The organism is Massilia phyllostachyos, assembly GCF_021044825.1.
GTDB lineage: Bacteria > Pseudomonadota > Gammaproteobacteria > Burkholderiales > Burkholderiaceae_D > Telluria > Telluria phyllostachyos.
The window spans coordinates 82,098-100,737 of record NZ_JAJNOC010000009.1; the positions used below are offsets into that span (position 1 = coordinate 82,098).

The following is an 18,640-nucleotide window of genomic DNA, read 5'->3' on the forward strand; positions in this document are numbered from 1 at the left end:
GCGCATCCATAAAAATTATTAACATCCTCAAAGAACCTTAGGAAACTCATGCGTCTCATTCTGTTAGGAGCACCCGGCGCCGGCAAAGGCACCCAGGCTAACTACATCAAGGAAAAGTTCAACATCCCTCAAATCTCGACCGGCGACATGCTGCGCGCGGCGATCAAGGCGGGTACCGAGCTGGGCCTGGCTGCCAAGAAGGTGATGGATGCGGGGCAATTGGTGTCGGATGACATCATCATCGGCCTGGTGAAAGAGCGCCTGAAGGAGACCGACTGCGCCAACGGCTACCTGTTCGACGGTTTCCCGCGCACCATCGCGCAGGCCGACGCCATGAAGGACAGCGGCGTGACCATCGACTACGTGCTGGAAATCGACGTGCCGGACGACCTGATCGTCGAGCGCATGTCGGGCCGCCGCACCCACCCGGCTTCCGGCCGCGTGTACCACACCAAGTTCAACCCGCCGAAAGCCGCCGACATCGACGACGTGACCGGCGAGCCGCTGGTGCAGCGCGACGACGACAAGGAAGAAACCGTCCTCAAGCGCCTGTCGGTCTACCACAACCAGACCGAAGTGCTGCTCGGCTACTACAACAAGTGGGCGCAATCGGGCCTGCCGGGCGCGCCGAAGTACCGCAAGATCTCGGGCGTGGGTCCGGTCGAGCAGGTGCGCGACAACGCGTTTGCGGCGCTGTCGGAATAAACCGACTCTGCTTCAAGCGAAACGGTCCTCGATGGGCCGTTTTTTTGTTAACGTACGCATTGGCGTAGAGGGTGTGAAAAAACGGCTATGGCAAGGCGCCGAGTCGAAGACAGTACACTCGTACGGCAAGATGAGGCAACGCAGCCATGGACGAATTTTTCACACCCTCGTAGGGTGGGCGGGGACCGCCCACCCTACAGTGGCGCTACAGGTATTTTTCGACTGCCGCGGTCAGCGACTCCCGATCCGAATCCCCGTGATACCGCTCGCCATTGATGAAGAAACTCGGCGTCCCGCTCGCCCCCGCCGTCTTGCCTTCTTGCGCCTGGGCGCGGATACGCTCGCGATGCGCGCCCGCCGCCAGGTCGGCGTCGAAACGCGCCGCGTCCAGCCCCAGCTCCTGCGCCACCAGCGGCAGCTGCCCCGGCGACATCTGCGCCTGGTATTCGAACAGCTTGTCGTGCATCTCCCAGAACTTGCCCTGCGCCCCGGCCGCTTCCGCCGCCTCGGCCGCGCCTTGCGCGAACGGATGCATGCCGAGCGGCAGGTGGCGGTAGACCAGCGCGATGCGCTCGCCATAGCGGTGCTGCAGCTCGACCAGGGTAGGGTAGGCGCGTGCGCAGTAGGGGCACTGGAAGTCGCCGTATTCGATGATGGTGATGTCAGCGCCGGGCTGGCCCCGCACGTGGTCGCCTTCCGCGATCTGCAACTGGCTCATCTTTGCTCCTGTGAATATGGATGGCCTGATCTTCGCACGCACCGTCCCGGGCACGCCGCCCGTTACCGCCCAACAATCATGTGAGGATTTGTTTCGTGTGCGCCGGGCCGGCGATGTCAGGCAGATAATGGCTTGTCCAACATCCGACCCATCGAGGTGCACCATGCGTCCCATCCATTCCATGATAGCCGTGTTGTTCGCCGTCGCGTCCGCCAGCACACTGGCCCAGAACCAGGCCACGCCGCAACCGCCTGCCAGCAAGCCGGTCGACGACAGCGCCAGCTATGGCCCGGTGCTCAATCCCCCGACCCCGCCGGCGACCACCGCCCAGCCGACCACGTCCAGCACCCAGGCCACCGGCGAAGCGCGACCGCAAGCCCAGGAAGAGCGCGCCGGCCAGCCGCCCACGGGCAAGCCGGCGGACGCCGACCCGTCGGCCCGCCCGGCGCCGCAGAACACGCAGCCGCAGTCCCGGCAAGGCAATGCCCGCGATGGGCGCCAGCAGCCGCAGAAGCGTCCGCCGCAGGCCAATCGGCGCGCGGTCGGGGCGCGCATCGACAGCACGCCGCGCATCGCCGCGCCGCAGCCGAAACCGTCGGTGCAGGTCGAGTCCGGCGTCGCGCCGTCGCCTGTGGGGCCGCAGAGCACGCCGGTGGTCGGCTGCGTCGGCAGCGCCTGCACCGGCGCCAACGGCGTGACGGTCAACCTGCCGCCGGGCGGCGGTCCGGGTGTCAGCAGCAGCGGCCGGGCGTGCACCAGCAACGGCACCACGATCCAGTGTCTTTGACCCGTCTGCGGGGCCGGGCATGGTTTTTCCTGCCAAAAGTTCGCTACAATGCCGCTGTTTGACGTTTACGTAAACGTGAAGCGGGACAGAGAACTTTTATAAGGGAAAACCATGCAGATTCAGAACAATGTGTTCATCGTGACCGGTGGCGCGTCGGGCCTTGGAGCAGCCACGGCGCGCATGATCACCGAGGCGGGCGGCAAGGTCGTCATCGCCGACGTGCAAGCCGAAGCAGGCGAGGCGCTGGCGGCCGAATTGGGAGGCCAGTTCGTCAAGTGCGACGTGACCTCGGAGGCCGACGGCCTGGCGGTCGTCGAGGCAGCCGGCAAGCTCGGCCAGCTGCGTGGCCTGGTCAACTGCGCCGGCGTGGCGCCGGCCGTCAAGACCGTCGGCAAGGACGGCCCGCACCCGCTGGACTCTTTCCAGCGCGCGGTGAACATCAACCTGGTCGGCACCTTCAATATGTGCCGCCTGGCGGCCGACGCCATGGGCAAGCTCGAGGCCGGCGAATACGGCGAGCGCGGCATCATCATCAACACCGCTTCGGTCGCGGCATTCGACGGCCAGATCGGCCAGGCCGCCTATGCATCCTCGAAAGCGGCCGTGGCCGGCATGACCCTGCCGATGGCGCGCGACCTGTCGCGCAGCGGCATCCGCGTGATGACCATCGCCCCGGGCATCTTCGAAACCCCGATGCTGATGGGCATGCCGCAGGAAGTGCGCGATTCGCTCGGCAAGATGGTCCCGTTCCCGCCGCGCCTCGGCATGCCGAAGGAATACGCGCACCTGGCCAAGGCCATCATCGAGAACGTCATGCTGAACGGCGAAACCATCCGCCTCGACGGCGCGATCCGCATGCAGCCCAAATAAGCAAAACCTGGTTTCACGGAACGATCCTGAAGCCATCACTCAATTGTTGTACGATTGACAGATGTCGGGCGCGCGGCGCAGGTCGCGCGCCCTTTGCTTTTTAAGGAAACGATGTTGAAGAACTTGACGATGCGACAGGCTGCGCTGGCATTCACGCTGGCATTCGCCACCACCACGCCGCTGCTGGCCCAGGATGCCCGCCAGGCCGCCCCCGAAGCCGCCACCGGCTACCAGGCGAAGCCGGGCTGGCCCGCGAAGAAATACATGGTGGCCGCGGCCAACCCGCTGGCGGTCGAGGCCGGCTACCAGATCCTGAAGCGGGGCGGCAGCGCGATCGACGCCGCCATCGCCACCCAGATGGTGCTGACCCTGGTCGAGCCGCAATCCTCGGGCATCGGCGGCGGCGCCTTCCTGGTCCACTACGACGGCAAGCACACCCAGGCCTTCGACGGCCGCGAGACCGCCCCGGCCAAGGCCGACGAACACTTGTTCGAGCGTCCCGACGGCACGCCGCTGTCGCGTACCGAAGGCATCGTCGGCGGCCGCTCGACCGGCGCGCCGGGCGTGCTGCGCATGCTCGAGCTGGCGCACAAGCAGCACGGCAAGCTGCCGTGGAAGGCGCTGTTCGCGCCGGCCATCAAGCTGTCGGAACAAGGCTTCGCCGTCAGCCCGCGCCTGAACGCGCTGCTCAGCGGCGACGTGCACCTGCGCAAGGACAAGGAAGCGGCCGCCTATTTCTACGGCAATGGCGGCAAGCCCTGGCCGGTCGGCCATATCCTCAAGAACGCGGCGCTGGCCAGGACCCTGCGCGAGATCGCCGACGGCGGCGCCGACGCGTTTTACAAGGGCCATATTGCGCGCGACATCGCGGCCAAGGTGCAGGGGCATCCGACCAATCCCGGCCTGCTGAGTGCATCGGACATCGCCAACTACCGGCCGAAAGTCCGCACGCCCGTGTGCAGCGACTATCGCGCCTACACCGTGTGCGGCATGCCGCCGCCGTCCTCTGGCGGTATTGCGGTGGCGCAGATGCTGGGCATGTTCGAGACGATGGACATGCGCGCGCTGGCGCCGGCCGCCGGCGTGCCGGGCCCGGACGCGCTGCACGTGTTCACCGAAGTCGGCCGCCTGGCCTATGCCGACCGCAACCGCTACGCGGCCGACACCGACTTCGTTCCGCTGCCGGGCCGCGGCTTGCCGAGCCTGATCGACAAGGGCTACCTGGCGCAGCGCGCCAAGCTGGTCGGCCCGCGCTCGATGGGCGAAGCCAAGGCCGGCACGCCGCCGGGCATGCAGGTCGCGTGGGGCACCGACAATGCGATCGAAACGCCGTCGACCTCCCACATGTCGGTGGTCGACGGCTACGGCATGGGGCTGGCCATGACCACCACCATCGAAGACGCCTTCGGCTCGCGCCAGATGGTCGATGGCTTCATCCTGAACAACCAGCTGACCGACTTCTCGTTCTCCGCGCGCGATGCCGACGGGCCGGTGGCGAACCGGGTCGAGGCGAACAAGCGTCCGCGCAGCGCCATGTCGCCAACCATCGTGTTCGACCGCAAGACCGGCAAGCTGGTGCTGGCGATCGGCTCGCCCGGCGGCCCGACCATCATCAACTTCGTGACCAAGGTGCTGGTCGGGACGCTCGACTGGGGCCTGAACGTGCAGGAAGCGATCTCGCTGCCGAATTTCGGCAGCCGCAACGGGCCGACCGAGCTGGAAGTGGGGCGTTTTCCGTCGACCACCATCGAGGCGCTGAATGCGCGCGGGCACAAGGTGCGGCTTGGGGAGCAGACCTCGGGGCTGCATGGGATCCAGCGGATCGAGGTGCACGGCGTGCCGATCTGGTATGGCGGGGCGGATCCGCGCCGGGAAGGCATCGCAAAAGGCGACTAGCCGGCTCAGGCAAAGCCGCCATTGACCCGCAGCACCTGGGCATTGACCCAGGCGCCTTCGGGCCCGGCCAGGAAGGCGACGGCCGCGGCGATGTCGGACGGCGTCCCCAGGCGCTCCAGCGGCGCCGCACTTGCCAGTGAGGCGATCTGATCCGCACTTTTCCCTTCCAGGAACAGCTCGGTGCCGACCGGACCCGGTGCGACCGCATTACAGGTGATGCCCCTGCCGCGCAGCTCGTTCGCCATGACGCGGACCAGTACCTCGACCGCCGCCTTGGAAGCGATATAGGGTCCATAGCCGGGCGCCGGTTTGGCAATCACGCTGGAGGACAGGGCAATGATGCGCCCGCCCTCGCCGAGATGCTTGCCGGCCAGCGCCAGCACGTTGAAGGCGCCGCGGGCATTGGTGCGCATGATGGCATCGTAGTCCGCCAGGCCGGCGCCGGCAATCGGCACGGTCTTCATGATGCCGGCGTTGCTGACGACGACATCGATCCTGCCGAAGGCATCCAGGGTGGCGCGAAACAGCGCCTTGGCCCCGGTCTCGTCGGCGACGTCGGCGTGCACGGCAATGGCCTTGCGGCCGAGCCATTTGATCTCGCGCACGACCGCATCGGCGAGGTCTTCCCGGCCGTGGTAGTTGACGACGATGTCGCATCCTCGCGCTGCCAGGTGCAGGGCAATTTCACGGCCGATGCCGCGTGAACTGCCGGTGACGATGGCGGTCCTGCCGGTGGTGGGTCTCATGGCGTTCCTTCCGTCAGTGTGATGGGCGTTCGATGAACGTCTTCAGCGCCGCATGGATGCCGGCAACAGGTCTTCCAGTCCCATGCGGGTGAGGAAGGCCGCCTGCTTCGCCTGGTGCAGGACGTCGAGTTCCTCGACGCCTTTCTGCTGCGCATCGACGGTGATCCGCGCCGGTCGCCGGCCGTGCGCGAGCGCGAGGACCTCGCGCACGGCGATCCCGACCGCTGCGACGTCGAGCGCGCCCCCGCAGGCGGCGTCGATGGCGTCGAGCCGCGCGGGCAATCCGGCGGCGCGCCGGGGAAGGGCGCCATATTGCCTGAGCACGGCGCCGTCGGCGGGGCCTTGCGCGTGATTGAAGTGTTCGGTCCCTTGCGTGAAAGCGCCCGGCGCGACGATGATGCTGTCGATGCCGAACGGCCGCACCTCGAGGCCCATGACCTCGGCCAGGGCGTCGCCCGCCGCCTTGCTGGCCACGTAGGGACCGAGAAAGGGTTCGTGGATGCGGCTGGTCGTGCTGCCGATGTAGACGAGGGTGCCGCCGCCCTGGCGCCGCATGGCCGGCAGGGCGGCGCGGTTGACCCGGAGCCATGACAGCGCATTGGTATCGATCACTTGCGCAACCTGACCCGGGGTAAAGGCTTCCGTCACGCCACTCATCAGCATGCCGGCGTTGTTCACGACCACGTCGATGCGTCCCTGTTCCAGCAAAAGCTGGTCGAGCGCCGAACGGCAGGAGGTTTCGGAGAGGACGTCCAGTTCCAGCACGTGGAGCACGAGCCCCTCCTCGGCGGCGAGCGCAGCCAGTTGCACAGCGCGCTGCCGGTTGCGTCCGTCGATATCGCGCATGCCGGCGTAGACGGTGTCTCCCGCCTGCGCCAGTGTCGTGGCAACCGCGCGTCCGATGCCGGATCCGGCGCCGGTGACCAGGACAATGCGGGGTGGGTTCATGGTGTTGCTCATGATCGCCTCCCTTAGCGTGCGGTCCGGATCACGACCTTGCCGCACGCATGGCCGGAAGCGACCTTGTCGAGCGCCGTGGCGGCTTGCTCGAGCGGAAACAGCGAGTCGATGGGAATGGTGAGCTCACCTTTGTCGAACAGCTCGACAGCCTCGCGCAGTGCCGTCTCCGCCTGGGAAAAGAACACGAAGGCGCCGTGGCGGCCATCGCGTGAGGTGATGGCGAAGTCGACCAGGGTCGCCATCGTTCCGCCTTCGCGCAGCACGCTCCAGGAACGCGCCGCCGTGTCGCCGCCGATGGTGTCGAGCACGAGATCGAATGGCGGAAGGCGGGTGAAGTCGTCGTTGGCGTAATCGATCGCGTCGTCGGCGCCGAGTTCGCGCAGCAGGCCGAGGTTGCGGGAAGAGGCGGTCGCCGTCACGTGCGCGCCGGCGCGCTTGGCCAGCTGGATCGCGAAGCTGCCCACCCCGCCGGCGCCGGCATGCACCAGCACCCGTTGGCCGCGCTGCAGCCGGCCGGCGTCGAACAGGGCCTGGTGCGCAGTGCCGAAACCCGTCGGCAAGGCCGCTGCCTGTTCGAAGCTCATCGCGTCCGGGATGACCACCAGCGCCTCGGCCGGAGACAGCAGATACCTGGCGAATGCCCCGCCATCGCCCGGATTGCGGCGGCCGGCCACGCGGTCGCCGGCCTTGACGCCGTGCGCCTGCGGGCCCGCCGCTTCTACCACGCCCGCAAAGTCGGTGCCCGGGACGTAGGGGAGGCGGGCCGGGAACACCGTCTGCATATGGCCGCGGATCATCTTGATGTCCAGCGGATTGACCCCGGCTGCCTCGATGCGGACCAGTACTTCGTTCGCGACAGGAGAAAGGGAAGGAAGGGACGCGACCTGCACGGCCGCGTCCGCGCCGAATTGTCGAATCATTGCTGCTTGCATGGATGGCTCCTGGTGGATGTCAGATTGCTGGGAAGCGGCCGAGCTGAAGGAACAGGCCGTACCAGTCCTCCATGTGCCAGGTCGTGGTGATGTGTTCGCCGTCGAGCGCGTGGAATTCATGGAGTCGGAAGCGCACCGCCTTGCCAGTCGGGGCGATGCCGAACAGCTCGCCTTCGTGGGTGCCGGTGATCTCGCCGCGTACCGCGATCTTGCCCGGGACCTGGATCAGTTCGTGGACGACGATCTGCACGTCGGGAAACGCGCTGATGACGCTGCGGATGATGGGCTTCATGCCTTCGGGGCCCGGACCCTGTCCGGGCGCCGGGGGGATGTCTTCCCAGTCCGGCGTCACGGCATCGTCGATCAGGTCGGGATCTTGCCGGCTGAAGGCGTCGTACAGGCGCAGCACGGCGCGGCGCTCCCGGGCCAGGCGCTCTTCGTCCTGGTGTATTGCATTCTTGCTCATCTTGTAACCTTTCCTGGATGGCGCTCCATATCGGCGCCTGGAATGATTATGAAGACGAGGTGCTATCTATCCAACAAATAGCAGTGATACGGTAATATACTAAATATGGATTTTCATGGTATCGATCTGAATCTGCTGGCGGCTTTCGACGCGCTCATGCAGGAACGCAACGTGACCCGTGCGGCCGCGCGCATGGATGTCAGCCAGCCGGCAATGAGCGCGGCCCTGGCGCGGCTGCGCGCCTTGTTCGGCGACCGGCTGTTTCAGCGCAGTGCCACCGGGCTGTTGCCGACGCCGCGCGCCTACGACATGGCGGAACCGGTGGCGCGCGCACTGCGCGAGTTCGAATCCGTGTTGGCGCAGCCGGAACGCTTCGACCCCGGCGCCGCGGTGCTGCGCTTCGCGATCGGCCTTTCCGACTACCCGGCATTCATCGTTCTGCCTGCGCTGCTCGGCATGCTGGCGCGCGAGGCGCCGGGCGTGGGCGTGGACGTTCGCACCTTCTCCGGACGCGACGATGCCGTGGAGCTGCTCGATGCGGGCAAGATCGACCTCGCGATCGGCGTCGCGCCGACAGTGCAGGAAAGCCGCATCCTGAGCCGCCCGATCATGCACGACGTGTTCGTCACGCTGGTGCGCAGGGACGCGGCGCAGGCACGGCGCAAACTGGACCTGGATGCCTACCTGGCGATGAACCATATCCTGGTTTCTCCCGAGGGCAGTCGCTATGGCGTGGTCGACCAGGCGCTCGCCGACCATGGCTTGCAGCGGCGCGTCAAGGTGACGATGCCGCAGATGTTCGCCGTGCCTGCACTGCTGCGCGAAGCGGACCTGGCGGCGACGCTGTTGCGCCGTGTCGCCCTCCACTCGGCGCAGGCGGCTGAACTGGTGATGTTCCCGCCGCCGGTGCCCTTGCCGGAAGTGGTCTTTCACCAGATCTGGCACCGCCGTAACGATGAGAAGCTGTCGCAACGGTGGCTGCGCGACGCCGTCGATCGCGTGACGGCAGGTTTTCGGTAGGAAGCTCGGCCCTGCTGGCGCTCGGTCAGCACGCGGTCGATCAGCCCGTATTCCACCGCCTGGCCCGTCGACATGTCATTGTCCCTGTCCGAATCCTTCTCGACCTGCGCCAGCGTCCGCCCGGTGCGCTCGGCCATGATCGTATTCATCCAATGGCGGATAGAAGGCACTTCGCGCGCCTGGATCTCGATGTCGCTCGCCACCCCCTGCGAGTCGCCATGCGGCTGATGAATCATGATCCGCGCATTCGGCAAGGCATGGCGTTTGCCGATCGCCCCGGCCGCCAGCAGGAACGTGCTCATGCTGGCCGCGAACCCGGTGCACAGCGTGGACACCTCCGGCCTGATGAATTGCATGGTGTCGTACACCGCCATGCCCGCGTACACCGAGCCGCCGGGCGAGTTGATGTAGAGCGCGATGTCCTTCTCCGGATTCTCCGATTCCAGGAACAGCAGCTGCGCCACGATCAGGTTGCGGATTGCTCCGTCAGTTCGCCGACCAGAAAGACCACCCCTTCCTTGAGCAGGCGCGAGTAGATGTCGAAGGCGCGCTCGCCGCGTCCGGTCTGTTCGATCACGGTGGGCGCCAGGCCCAGGGATGCATCAGCTGTCATGTCCGTCCTTTCGGGGTAGAGTCGTATCGCGAACGCGATTCCTTGCCGGCTTGACGCGCGCCACCGACCCGGACGACCCGCTGCGGGAAGCCTAGACAGCGGAAGCCATGACCCGGCTGCTGGCCCGACTGTCGTAGTCCGAGCGCCTGGCGCTGGTGCTGTACGAGGCGTTTGCCTGCAGTCACGCGGACATCGCCGCGGTGCTCGGGACCCGGGCGGCGAACGCGCGCCAGCGGCTGCGCGACAATATGGACAAGATACCAGAGGAAAAGCTGTGCCGCGCGCTGGTGCGCCGCTTCCAGGCGGCGATCAATGGCATGGACGTGGCGGCCGTAACGACGCTGCTGCTCGATGAGCAGCCGATGAGCGTGGGTTCGACGCCGCAGGTGCGCGCCGCCCGCGGTCCCTGCGCGAACGATGCGGTGTACCGCGTGGCGGCGTTCGCCTAGGCCTTGCGCTGGAAAAGGTCGCCGTCCGGATCGAGGTCCGGATGCTCGCGCACGATGGGGTGCTGCAGGTTGGCCCAGAGATGCTGGATCACGACGGCCAGCGCGTGCAGGTGCGTGCTGCGCTCGGCCTCGGGCAGGGTGCGGAGGATGTCGTCCGCTTCGTTGATGACCCCACCCAGGCGTTCGTACACCGCCATCAGCTCCCGCGCAGTCTCATGATCCATGCTGGTCTCCTCGTCACCGTGAAGGCGAGGATACCACCGGGATCGACACGTGCGAGGGATGGCTTGCCGACCGGTAGACCCGGTGCGTCGCCGGCCGGAAGTCGCTGTCCTTCGCCGTGAAGATGTTGGGCACGAAGGTCTGCGGATTGCGGTCGATCAGCGGGAACCAGCTGCTCTGCACCTGCACCATCACGCGGTGGCCCTTGCGGAAGGTGTAGTTCTGCGTGTGCAGGCTGAAGGCATAGGGCAGCACGGCGCCGGACTGGATCGCCACGGGCTTGTCGAAACCCTGCCGGTAGCGTCCGCGGAACACTTCGCTGGAGACCATCAGCTGGAAACCCGACATCGGCCAGTTGCCGGGCATGTGCTCGGGATGGACGTCGATCAGCTTGACGACCCAGTCGGCGTCGCTGCCGGTGGTGGAGGCGAACAGGTTCGCCGTGACGCTGCCGGCGATGGTCAGGTCGTTCGCCAGCGGCGCGCTTTCCCAGGTCAGCACGTCCGGCCGCCCATCCACGAAACGCTGGTCCTCGACCAGCCAGGTCGACCAGGCCGAGCCGCCGGGGAAGTAGGTGGCCTGGATCGGACGGTGGCGATACGGCACCGGATGCGCCGGATCGGCGACGAAGCTGTCGAACGCTTCGGCGTCGTTGTTCGGCGCGGAGAACGACAGCGAACGGTCCGCGCCGAAGTACAGCTTGCGCTGCTCGACGCCGGCCTTCGGCGGCCAGGTGTCCCAGCGCCGCCACTGGTTGCTGCCGGCCTCGAAGGTCAGCGCCTCCGGCAGGTCGAGCTTGCCCTGTCCCTTCAGGTGGTAGGCGAACCAGGGGATCTCGATCCGCTCGCGGTAGTACTTCGCGGTCGCGCTGTCGAAGCCGATCGCGCCCAGCGAATCGCCCGGCCCGACGCGCGCGCCGCCGTGCTTCCACGGTCCCACGACAAGAAAGTTCAGGCCGCGCTTGTCGCGTTTTTCCAGGGTCTCGTAGATCTTCATCGGACCATAGAAATCTTCCTGGTCCCACCATCCGGCCACGTTCAGGGTCGGCACTTTCAGTTCCGGTGTATCCAGGGCGAAGGAACGCCGCTTCCAGAAGGCGTCGTAGTCGGGGTGCGCCGTGAAATCGTTCCAGGTCGTGATGCGGTTCCTGAAGATGTCGCGGTTGACGTTGGCGAGCGAGCCGAGGCCCAGGTACCAGGTGTAGGTGTCGTAGCGGTCGAAGGCGAACTGGCTGTTGCCCTTGCCGTCTTCCATCATGTAGGCGTACTCGAAGCCGTAGCTCAGGCGGAAGGCGCCATTGTGATAGAAGTCGTCGCCCAGCCACATGTCGGCGGGGGAGGCCATCGGCGCGATCGCCTTCAAGGCGGGGTGCGGTTCGAGCGAGGCCATGACCGAGGTCCAGCCCAGGTAGGAGTTGCCCAGCATGCCGACCTTGCCGTTGTTGGCGGGGACGTTCTTGAGCATCCATTCGATGCTGTCGTAGGCGTCGGTGCCCTCGTCGAGGCCCTTGCTGTCACCCGCCTTGCGCGCCGGGCGCAGCATGACGAAGTCGCCTTCGGAGCCGAATTTGCCGCGGATGTCCTGGAAGGCGAAGATGTAGCCGTCGTCAAACAGCTCCTTGTAGCGGCTCTCGATCGCCTGGGCAGAGTCGTCGATGCCGTAGGGGGTGCGCAGGAACAGGATCGGCAGCGCCGTCCTTGCTCCGGCGGGCACGAAGATCCTGGTGTGCAGCCTGGCGCCGTCACGCATGGGGATCATGACGTCGCTGACTGTCCATGGGGCGGGCCGGGTCCTGGCTGCGTCATCGGCCTGGTCTTGCGCAATGGCGCATGGGGACAGCGTACCCAGTGTCGTGCCAAGGAAGAGGGTAAGGAAGATGGACGGCGCAAGGCGGGCGAAGGCATGCATGGGACGGCTCTCCTGTGACTGATCGCGATCAAAGAATATTTCAAAATAAGAAAAATATTCTGAAAATGAAATATACATCAGCTTCCTAGTCAGCATCAACTTACCGGTGTCGGGCGGCGGCGGGGGATACATGCCGAACGTCGGCGAAATCCAACTGTTCGCCCCGCATTCAGTATTTATTTCCCAAGGGATACCCATTTTTTGCTACCCTTGGCAGGGTGGACAGCATCGAAAAAACAGGCCTGGTCCTCACAGGCGGTGGAGCGCGCGCCGCCTATCAGGCTGGCGTGATGCATGCCATCGCCCGTATCCTGGCCGACGCCGGCCGTCCGGCGCTGCGCTCGCCGTTCCACGTCATCTGCGGCACCTCGGCCGGCGCACTGAACGCCACCGCGCTGGCCTGCCGCGCCGACGATTTCTCGAGCGCCGTGCGCGGCCTGCTCAAGGTCTGGGAAGGCGTCGCCGCCGAGCAGGTCTACCGCGCCGATTCCCTTGCCGTGCTGCGCTCCGGCGCGCGCTGGCTGTTCTTGCTCTCCTTCGGCTGGCTGCTGCGCAAGTGGCGCGCGGCGCCGCCCCGGTCGCTGCTCGACAACACGCCGCTGGCGGGCCTGCTGCACCATGCGATCGACCTGCCGCGCCTCGACGCCGCGCTGGCCGACGGTGTGCTGGATGCGCTGGCGATCACCGCGTCCTCGTACAGCAGCGGCCAGCACATCACCTTTTATCAGGCCGCGCGCGAGATCGCGCCCTGGATGCGCCACCAGCGCCTGGCGCTGGCCACCCAGATCAGCGTCGAGCACCTGCTGGCGTCGAGCGCGATTCCCTTCATCTTCCCGGCGGTGCCGCTGTACCTGGCGGGCCGGCGCGAGTACTGCGGCGACGGATCGATGCGCCAGCTGGCGCCGATCTCGCCGGCCATCCACCTGGGCGCGACGCGGGTGCTGGTGGTGGGGGCGGGGCGCATGTCGGAGCCGGCGCCCGATCCGCTGCCGCATGGCGGCTACCCGACCCTGGCGCAGATCGGCGGCCATGCGCTGTCCTCGATCTTCCTCGACAGCCTGGCGGCCGACATCGAGCGCCTGCAGCGCATCAACCAGACCCTCGAGCGGGTCGCGCCGCAGGCGCGCGGCTACCTGCCGCTCAAGCGCGTGGAACTCTTGGTAATCGCGCCGTCCGAGCGGCTGGACGACCTCGCGGCGCGCCACGTCCACAGCCTGCCGGCGCCGGTGCGCACCCTGCTGGGCGGGATCGGGGCGCTGGAGTCGCGCGGGTCGGCGCTGGCGTCCTACCTGCTGTTCGAAGGCAGCTACACGCGCGAGCTGATCCGCCTCGGCGAACGCGACACCCTGGCCCGGCGCGACGACGTGCTCGCCTTCTTCCCCGAATGAGCGCGCTGCTGCGATGCATCGCCGGCCTGCTGTTGCTGGCCCTGGGCGCCGCCGCGATGGCGACGGCGCCGCGTCCGACCCTGCGCTTCGAGCACCTGTCGGTGGCCGAGGGCATGGCCCAGGAGACGGTGCTGTCGGTGGTGCAAGACCGCGACGGCTTCATGTGGTTCGGCACCCAGAACGGCCTGTCGCGCTTCGACGGCTACCGCGTCGTCAACTATCGCGCGGCGACCGGCAAGCCGCGCGCGCTGTCGAACAACTGGGTGCGGGTGCTGCACCTGGACCGCCACGGGCGCCTGTGGCTCGGCACCGACGGCGGCCTCAATCTGTTCGATCCGGTCACCCAGTCCTTCACCCTGTTCACGCCCGACGAGACCGCGCGCCGCGGCAACGGCAACCGCCACATCAACGCCATCGTCGGCGATGGCGAGGACGGGCTGTGGATCGGCACCAACGACGGCCTGCAGCACTTCGACACGGTGCTGCGCCGCTTCACCACCTGGCACCATGCGCGCGGCGACGAGCGCTCGCTGAGCGACGACAACGTCAACGCGCTGGCGATGGACGGCGACGGCCGCCTGTGGATCGGCACCGGCGGGGGCCTGGACAGCCTGGGCCCGCAGCGCGAGCGCATCGAACACCACGGCTCCGACCTGGCTCCGCGCGCGAGTCCCGTGCACGCATTGATGGTCGACGGCGACGCGCGCCTGTGGGTGGGGCGCCTGGGCGGCCTGGAGCGGCGCGCGCTGCGCGGCCCGCAGGCGGGCAGCGTGCGCCGCTTCGGTCCGCGCGACGGCATCGGGCCGTGGTGGATCACGGCCCTGTACCGCGACGCCGCCGGCGAGATCTGGGTCGGCACCCACGACGACGGCCTGCTGCGCTGGCGCGGCCGCGAGGACACCTTCGACAGCCACCGCCACGCCGTCACCGACCGCCACAGCCTGGGCGACAACCAGGTGTCCGCCCTGTACCGCGACCGCCTCGGCACCTTCTGGGTCGGCACCTGGTATGCCGGCGTGTCGCGGGTCGATCTGGGCAGCGGCGGCTTCGCGCGCATCGTGCGGCGCGACGAGGCGCCCGACACCCTGGCCGACAACAAGGCGCGCGCGCTGCTGGCCGACGGCGACAGCGGCGCCATCTGGGTCGGCACCGGCACCGCGCTGAACCGGGTCGACCCCGGCACCGGCAAGACCACGGTCTACCGCCACGAGCCGGACAACCCGAACAGCATCATCGACGTGCCGGCGTCGGCGCTGGCGCGCGACCGCGCCGGCAGGCTGTGGATCGGCAGCCGCACCGGCCTCACCATCTTCGACCCGGGCACGCGCCGCTTCACGCGCCTGCCGCTGCCGGGCGACGCCGACGCCAACAACGTGCGCAACATCCTGGCGGGGGAGGACGGCTTCCTGTGGATCGCCACCCGCGGCGGCCTGCACCGCATGGACCCGAAGACGCGCGCCATCGAGAGCTATCGCCACGATCCGGCGAAGTCGACCAGCCTGGCCGACGACATCGTGCGCCCGATCCTGCACGACCGGCGCGGCCGCATGTGGATCGGCACCTTCGACGGCCTGGACCTGATGGACCGCGCCAGCGGGCGCTTCCGCCACTTCCGCCACGATCCCTATGACGCGGCCAGCCTGAGCCACGACGAGGTCCATTACCTGTTCGAGGACAGCCGCGGCGACATCTGGGTCGGCACCGCGGTGGGGCTGAACCGCATGGTCACCGCGAAGGACGGCTCGGTCTCGTTCGTGCGCTACACGACCCGGCACGGCCTGATCGACGACGCCGTGGCCGCGATCCTGGAAGACGCCGACGGCCGCCTGTGGGTCAGCACCACGGCCGGCCTGTCCTGCTTCGATCCCGAGAGCGGGCGCTGGCGCAGCTACACCTCGGCCGACGGCATCACCGAGGGCGCCTTCTTCGACGGCGCGGCGCTCAGGACCGCCGACGGCACCCTGTACTTCGGCGGCTTCAACGGCATCACGGCCTTCGATCCGCGCGCGATCCGCGACAACCGGGTCGCGCCGCGTCCCGTGATCACCGGCCTGGCGATCTTCAATCAGCCGGTCGAGCAAGCCTTCCCGGGCCTGCTGAAGGGGCCGGTCGAGCATGCCGAATCGGTGACCCTGCCGCCCAGCGCCTCGGTGTTCTCGCTCGAATTCTCGGCGCTGCACTTCGCCGCGCCCGAGCGCAACCGCTTCGCCTACCGCCTCGACGGCTTCGACGAGCAGTGGGTGCAGGCCGATGCCGGCAAGCGCTTCGCGACCTACACCAACCTCGATCCCGGCACCTATGTGTTCCGGGTGCGCGCCGCCAACAAGGACGGGGTCTGGAGCGAGCAGGTGGCGGCGCTGGCGATCACGATCGAGCCGCCGCCCTGGGGCACGCCCTGGTTCCGCGCGGCCCTGCTGGCGCTGGCCCTGGCGCTGGTGTATGGCGGGGTGCGCCTGCGCCTGTCCGGCCTGCGGCGCCAGAAGGAACAGCTGGCGCACCAGGTCGGCGTGCGCACCGAGGAGGTCGAGCGCCAGAACCGGGTGCTGGAACGCCAGGCCGCCGAGTTGCGCGACAAGGAAGGGCGGGTGCGCCAGCAGTCCAACGAACTGGCGCGCGCCTACCGCGCGCTGCAGGAGAACGAGGAATTCCTGCGCCAGGCCAAGCAGCGCGCCGAGGACGCCACGCGCCAGAAATCCGAGTTCCTGGCGAACATGAGCCACGAGATGCGCACCCCGCTGGCCGGCGTGATCGGCATGCTCGGCTTCGCGCTGCGCGATCCGGTCCTGCGCGACAACACGCGCGAGCAGATCGCGCTGGGCCAGGCCAATGCCCAGGCCCTGCTGGCGATCATCAACGACCTGCTCGACTTTTCCAAGATCGAGGCCGGCAAGCTGAGTATCGAGAACATCGACTTCGACCTGCACGCGGCGATCCGCGGCGTGGCCAGCCTGTTCGAGGAAGGCGCGGCGGCTAGAAACGTCGGCTTTGAGGTCAAGGTCGGCCCCGGCGTGCCGCATTTCGTCGAGGGCGACCCGACCCGCCTGCGCCAGGTGCTGGTCAACCTGCTCGGCAACGCCTTCAAGTTCACCACCGAGGGCAGTATCAAGATCGAGGTCGAGCGCCGCGACGACGACCAGGTGCGCGGGGAGGGCTGGAACATGGTGCGCTTCACGGTGCGCGACACCGGCATCGGGATTGCGCCGGACGCCTTGCCGCGCCTGTTCCAGAAGTTCGAGCAGGCCGACGCCGGCACCACGCGCCGCTACGGCGGCACCGGCCTGGGCCTGGCCATCTGCCGCCAGCTGGTGACCCTGATGGGCGGCTCGATCGGCGTCAACAGCGTCGAGGGCAAGGGCAGCACCTTCAGCGTGCTGCTGCCGCTGGCCGACGGCGTCGCGCCGCCGCAGGCCGACAACCCGGCGCGCGCGCCGCACACGCACCGCTTGCGCATCCTGTGCGCCGAGGACTTCCCGACCAACCAGATCATCGCCCGCACCATGATCGAGGAGATGGGCCACCTGGTCGACGTCGCCGCCGACGGCCTGCAGGCGGTGGCGGCCTGCAGCCGCACGCGCTACGACCTGGTGCTGATGGACGGGCGCATGCCCGAGATGGACGGCGCCAATGCGACCCGGGTGATCCGCGCCGGCGGCACGCCGGATGCGCGCGTGCTCGACACCCACGTGATGATCGTGGCCCTGACCGCCAACGCCAGCCTGGAAGACCGCACCCGCTATCTCGCCTGCGGCATGGACGGCTTCCTCACCAAGCCGATCGACGAGGACGCGCTGCACGCGCAGATTTCGCGCGCGATCGAGCGCCAGCGCGCGCGCGGCGTCGAACTGCCGCCGATGCCGCCGATGCCGGCCGCGCTGGATGCGATGGATGCGCCGCCGGTGGCGGCGCTCGACGCCATGTTCGGCGTGGCGCCCGAGCCCGCGCCGCCGCGACCCGTCCCGCGCGGCGGCGGGCTGCAGGAGCGCCTGCGCGCGGCCTTTGCCGCCGACCTGCCGCGCCGCCGCGCCGAACTCGATGCGGCGCTCGCGGCCGGCGACATGACCGAGGCGGGCAGGGTGCTGCACGGCCTGCGCGGCAGCGCCGCCCACCTGGGCGAAGCCGGGCTGGAACGGCTGTGCGCCGAGCTGGAAGCGCTGGCCGACGCCGGCGATGCGCCGGGCCTGGCGGCGGCCGGCGCGCGCCTGGAGCGGCACCTGGCCGCCTTCCAGGACGCTTGATAAACGGCTCGCCCACTATAATCGCGCCATGGTCAATCCGATGGTGGCGGCATGAAGGTCCTGGTGGTCGATGACGACGTGGTTTCGCGCATGATGTTGATGCATCAGGTCGACGGCTGCGTGCGCGCCGAGATCCTGGAAGCGGAGGATGGCGAGGACGCCTGGCGCCTGCTGGCGGACGGGCTGCGGCCCGACATCGTGTTCTGCGACCTGCGCATGCCGCGGCTGGACGGCCTGGGCCTGCTGGCGCGCCTGCGCGGGAGTGCGGCAACGGCGGGGATTCCCTTCGTGCTGGTCTCGGCCGCCTCCGACGCCGAGACCCTGGAACAGGCCGGCCGCCTGGGCGCCGACGGCTACATCGCCAAGCCCTTCCGCATCGATGCGGTGCGGGCCCAGCTCGACAAGCTGGCGCCGGGCGCCGGGGAAGACCCGCAGGCGGTGGCGCACCGCCTCGGCATTACGCTAGAGCGCCTGCTGGTGTACTTCGCTGGCCTGCGCCGCCAGCTGATCGATGCGCGCACCGGCGGCGGGCCGGGCGCGGCGCGCCTGGCGGAAGGCTGCGCCACCCTCGGCCTGATGGAGAGTGCGGCGCTGCTGCGCGCGGGCGATGCGGGCGCCGTCGCGCATGCGCTCGATGCGCTCGAGCGCCAGGATGCGCTGGCGCGCAAGGCGGCCGACGATTCCGCTTGCTGACCTGTTACTTTAGATTTAAAGTATCCGCGGCT

The 18,640-nt window shown here is 68.2% G+C and carries 16 protein-coding genes and 1 pseudogene; 9 read left to right on the forward strand and 8 right to left on the reverse strand.

The genetic code is table 11. The annotated features are described in order from the left end of the window. Positions 1-48: 48 nt before the first annotated feature. The gene (adk, locus tag LQ564_RS21350) at positions 49-705 is read left to right on the forward strand and encodes an adenylate kinase (RefSeq protein WP_231060124.1); all 657 of its coding nucleotides are present in this window, start codon (positions 49-51) and stop codon (positions 703-705) included. 205 nt (positions 706-910) lie between these two features. Here adk and LQ564_RS21355 read toward each other — a convergent pair whose 3' ends face one another. After that, the gene (locus tag LQ564_RS21355) at positions 911-1,423 is read right to left on the reverse strand and encodes a DsbA family protein (RefSeq protein ID WP_231060125.1); all 513 of its coding nucleotides are present in this window, start codon (positions 1,421-1,423) and stop codon (positions 911-913) included. Positions 1,424-1,586: 163 nt separating this feature from the next. Here LQ564_RS21355 and LQ564_RS21360 point away from each other — a divergent pair, with 163 nt between their 5' ends. From LQ564_RS21360 to ggt, 3 genes are all read left to right on the forward strand, one after another. Further along, positions 1,587-2,210, forward strand: a complete 624-nt coding sequence (locus LQ564_RS21360; protein ID WP_231060126.1) for a hypothetical protein — start codon at positions 1,587-1,589, stop codon at positions 2,208-2,210. Positions 2,211-2,321: 111 nt separating this feature from the next. Beyond that, positions 2,322-3,080 (forward strand): 3-hydroxyacyl-CoA dehydrogenase, encoded by a 759-nt coding sequence (locus LQ564_RS21365; protein ID WP_231060127.1) that lies wholly within the window; start codon positions 2,322-2,324, stop codon positions 3,078-3,080. A gap of 111 nt (positions 3,081-3,191) precedes the next feature. After that, positions 3,192-4,976 (forward strand): gamma-glutamyltransferase, encoded by a 1,785-nt coding sequence (gene ggt, locus LQ564_RS21370; protein ID WP_231060128.1) that lies wholly within the window; start codon positions 3,192-3,194, stop codon positions 4,974-4,976. Between the two features lie 5 nt (positions 4,977-4,981). On the opposite strand, the gene LQ564_RS21375 is transcribed toward ggt, so the two are convergent. From LQ564_RS21375 to LQ564_RS21390, 4 genes are read right to left on the reverse strand one after another with little or no spacing between them, the layout of a single operon-like run. Beyond that, positions 4,982-5,722, reverse strand: coding sequence for an SDR family oxidoreductase (locus LQ564_RS21375; RefSeq protein WP_231060129.1), 741 nt, complete (start codon positions 5,720-5,722; stop codon positions 4,982-4,984). A 42-nt stretch (positions 5,723-5,764) separates the two neighbouring features. After that, positions 5,765-6,682: an SDR family NAD(P)-dependent oxidoreductase gene (locus LQ564_RS21380; RefSeq protein WP_231060130.1), complete on the reverse strand. Its 918-nt coding sequence runs from the start codon at positions 6,680-6,682 to the stop codon at positions 5,765-5,767. 11 nt (positions 6,683-6,693) lie between these two features. Continuing rightward, entirely contained in the window at positions 6,694-7,614 is a 921-nt protein-coding gene (locus LQ564_RS21385) for an NADP-dependent oxidoreductase (protein ID WP_231060131.1), read from the reverse strand. Between the two features lie 19 nt (positions 7,615-7,633). Next, positions 7,634-8,080 (reverse strand): ester cyclase, encoded by a 447-nt coding sequence (locus tag LQ564_RS21390; protein WP_231060132.1) that lies wholly within the window; start codon positions 8,078-8,080, stop codon positions 7,634-7,636. 105 nt (positions 8,081-8,185) lie between these two features. Here LQ564_RS21390 and LQ564_RS21395 point away from each other — a divergent pair, with 105 nt between their 5' ends. Continuing rightward, positions 8,186-9,100 (forward strand): LysR family transcriptional regulator, encoded by a 915-nt coding sequence (locus tag LQ564_RS21395; RefSeq protein WP_231060133.1) that lies wholly within the window; start codon positions 8,186-8,188, stop codon positions 9,098-9,100. Here the strand turns inward: LQ564_RS21395 and LQ564_RS21400 are convergent. Beyond that, a pseudogene (locus LQ564_RS21400) lies at positions 9,010-9,713 on the reverse strand (ATP-dependent Clp protease proteolytic subunit). The gene LQ564_RS21395 and the pseudogene LQ564_RS21400 overlap by 91 nt on opposite strands. Before the next feature lie 248 nt (positions 9,714-9,961). Here LQ564_RS21400 and LQ564_RS21405 point away from each other — a divergent pair. Further along, entirely contained in the window at positions 9,962-10,162 is a 201-nt protein-coding gene (locus LQ564_RS21405; protein ID WP_231060134.1) for a hypothetical protein, read from the forward strand. Here LQ564_RS21405 and LQ564_RS21410 read toward each other — a convergent pair. Further along, positions 10,159-10,386, reverse strand: a complete 228-nt coding sequence (locus LQ564_RS21410; RefSeq protein WP_231060135.1) for a hypothetical protein — start codon at positions 10,384-10,386, stop codon at positions 10,159-10,161. The two genes, LQ564_RS21405 and LQ564_RS21410, sit on opposite strands and share 4 nt — an antisense overlap. A 13-nt stretch (positions 10,387-10,399) precedes the next feature. After that, positions 10,400-12,142, reverse strand: a complete 1,743-nt coding sequence (locus LQ564_RS21415; protein ID WP_231060136.1) for a CocE/NonD family hydrolase — start codon at positions 12,140-12,142, stop codon at positions 10,400-10,402. A gap of 368 nt (positions 12,143-12,510) precedes the next feature. Here LQ564_RS21415 and LQ564_RS21420 point away from each other — a divergent pair, with 368 nt between their 5' ends. From LQ564_RS21420 to LQ564_RS21430, 3 genes are read left to right on the forward strand one after another with little or no spacing between them, the layout of a single operon-like run. Then, positions 12,511-13,680, forward strand: a complete 1,170-nt coding sequence (locus tag LQ564_RS21420; protein WP_231060137.1) for a patatin-like phospholipase family protein — start codon at positions 12,511-12,513, stop codon at positions 13,678-13,680. Further along, complete coding sequence (locus LQ564_RS21425) at positions 13,677-17,915, forward strand: hybrid sensor histidine kinase/response regulator (RefSeq protein WP_231060138.1); 4,239 nt, start codon at positions 13,677-13,679, stop codon at positions 17,913-17,915. Before LQ564_RS21420 ends, LQ564_RS21425 begins: the two co-directional genes overlap by 4 nt. A 51-nt stretch (positions 17,916-17,966) precedes the next feature. Then, a complete protein-coding gene (locus LQ564_RS21430) occupies positions 17,967-18,608 on the forward strand; it encodes a response regulator (RefSeq protein WP_231060139.1) in 642 nt (213 codons plus the stop codon). Positions 18,609-18,640 lie beyond the last annotated feature (32 nt).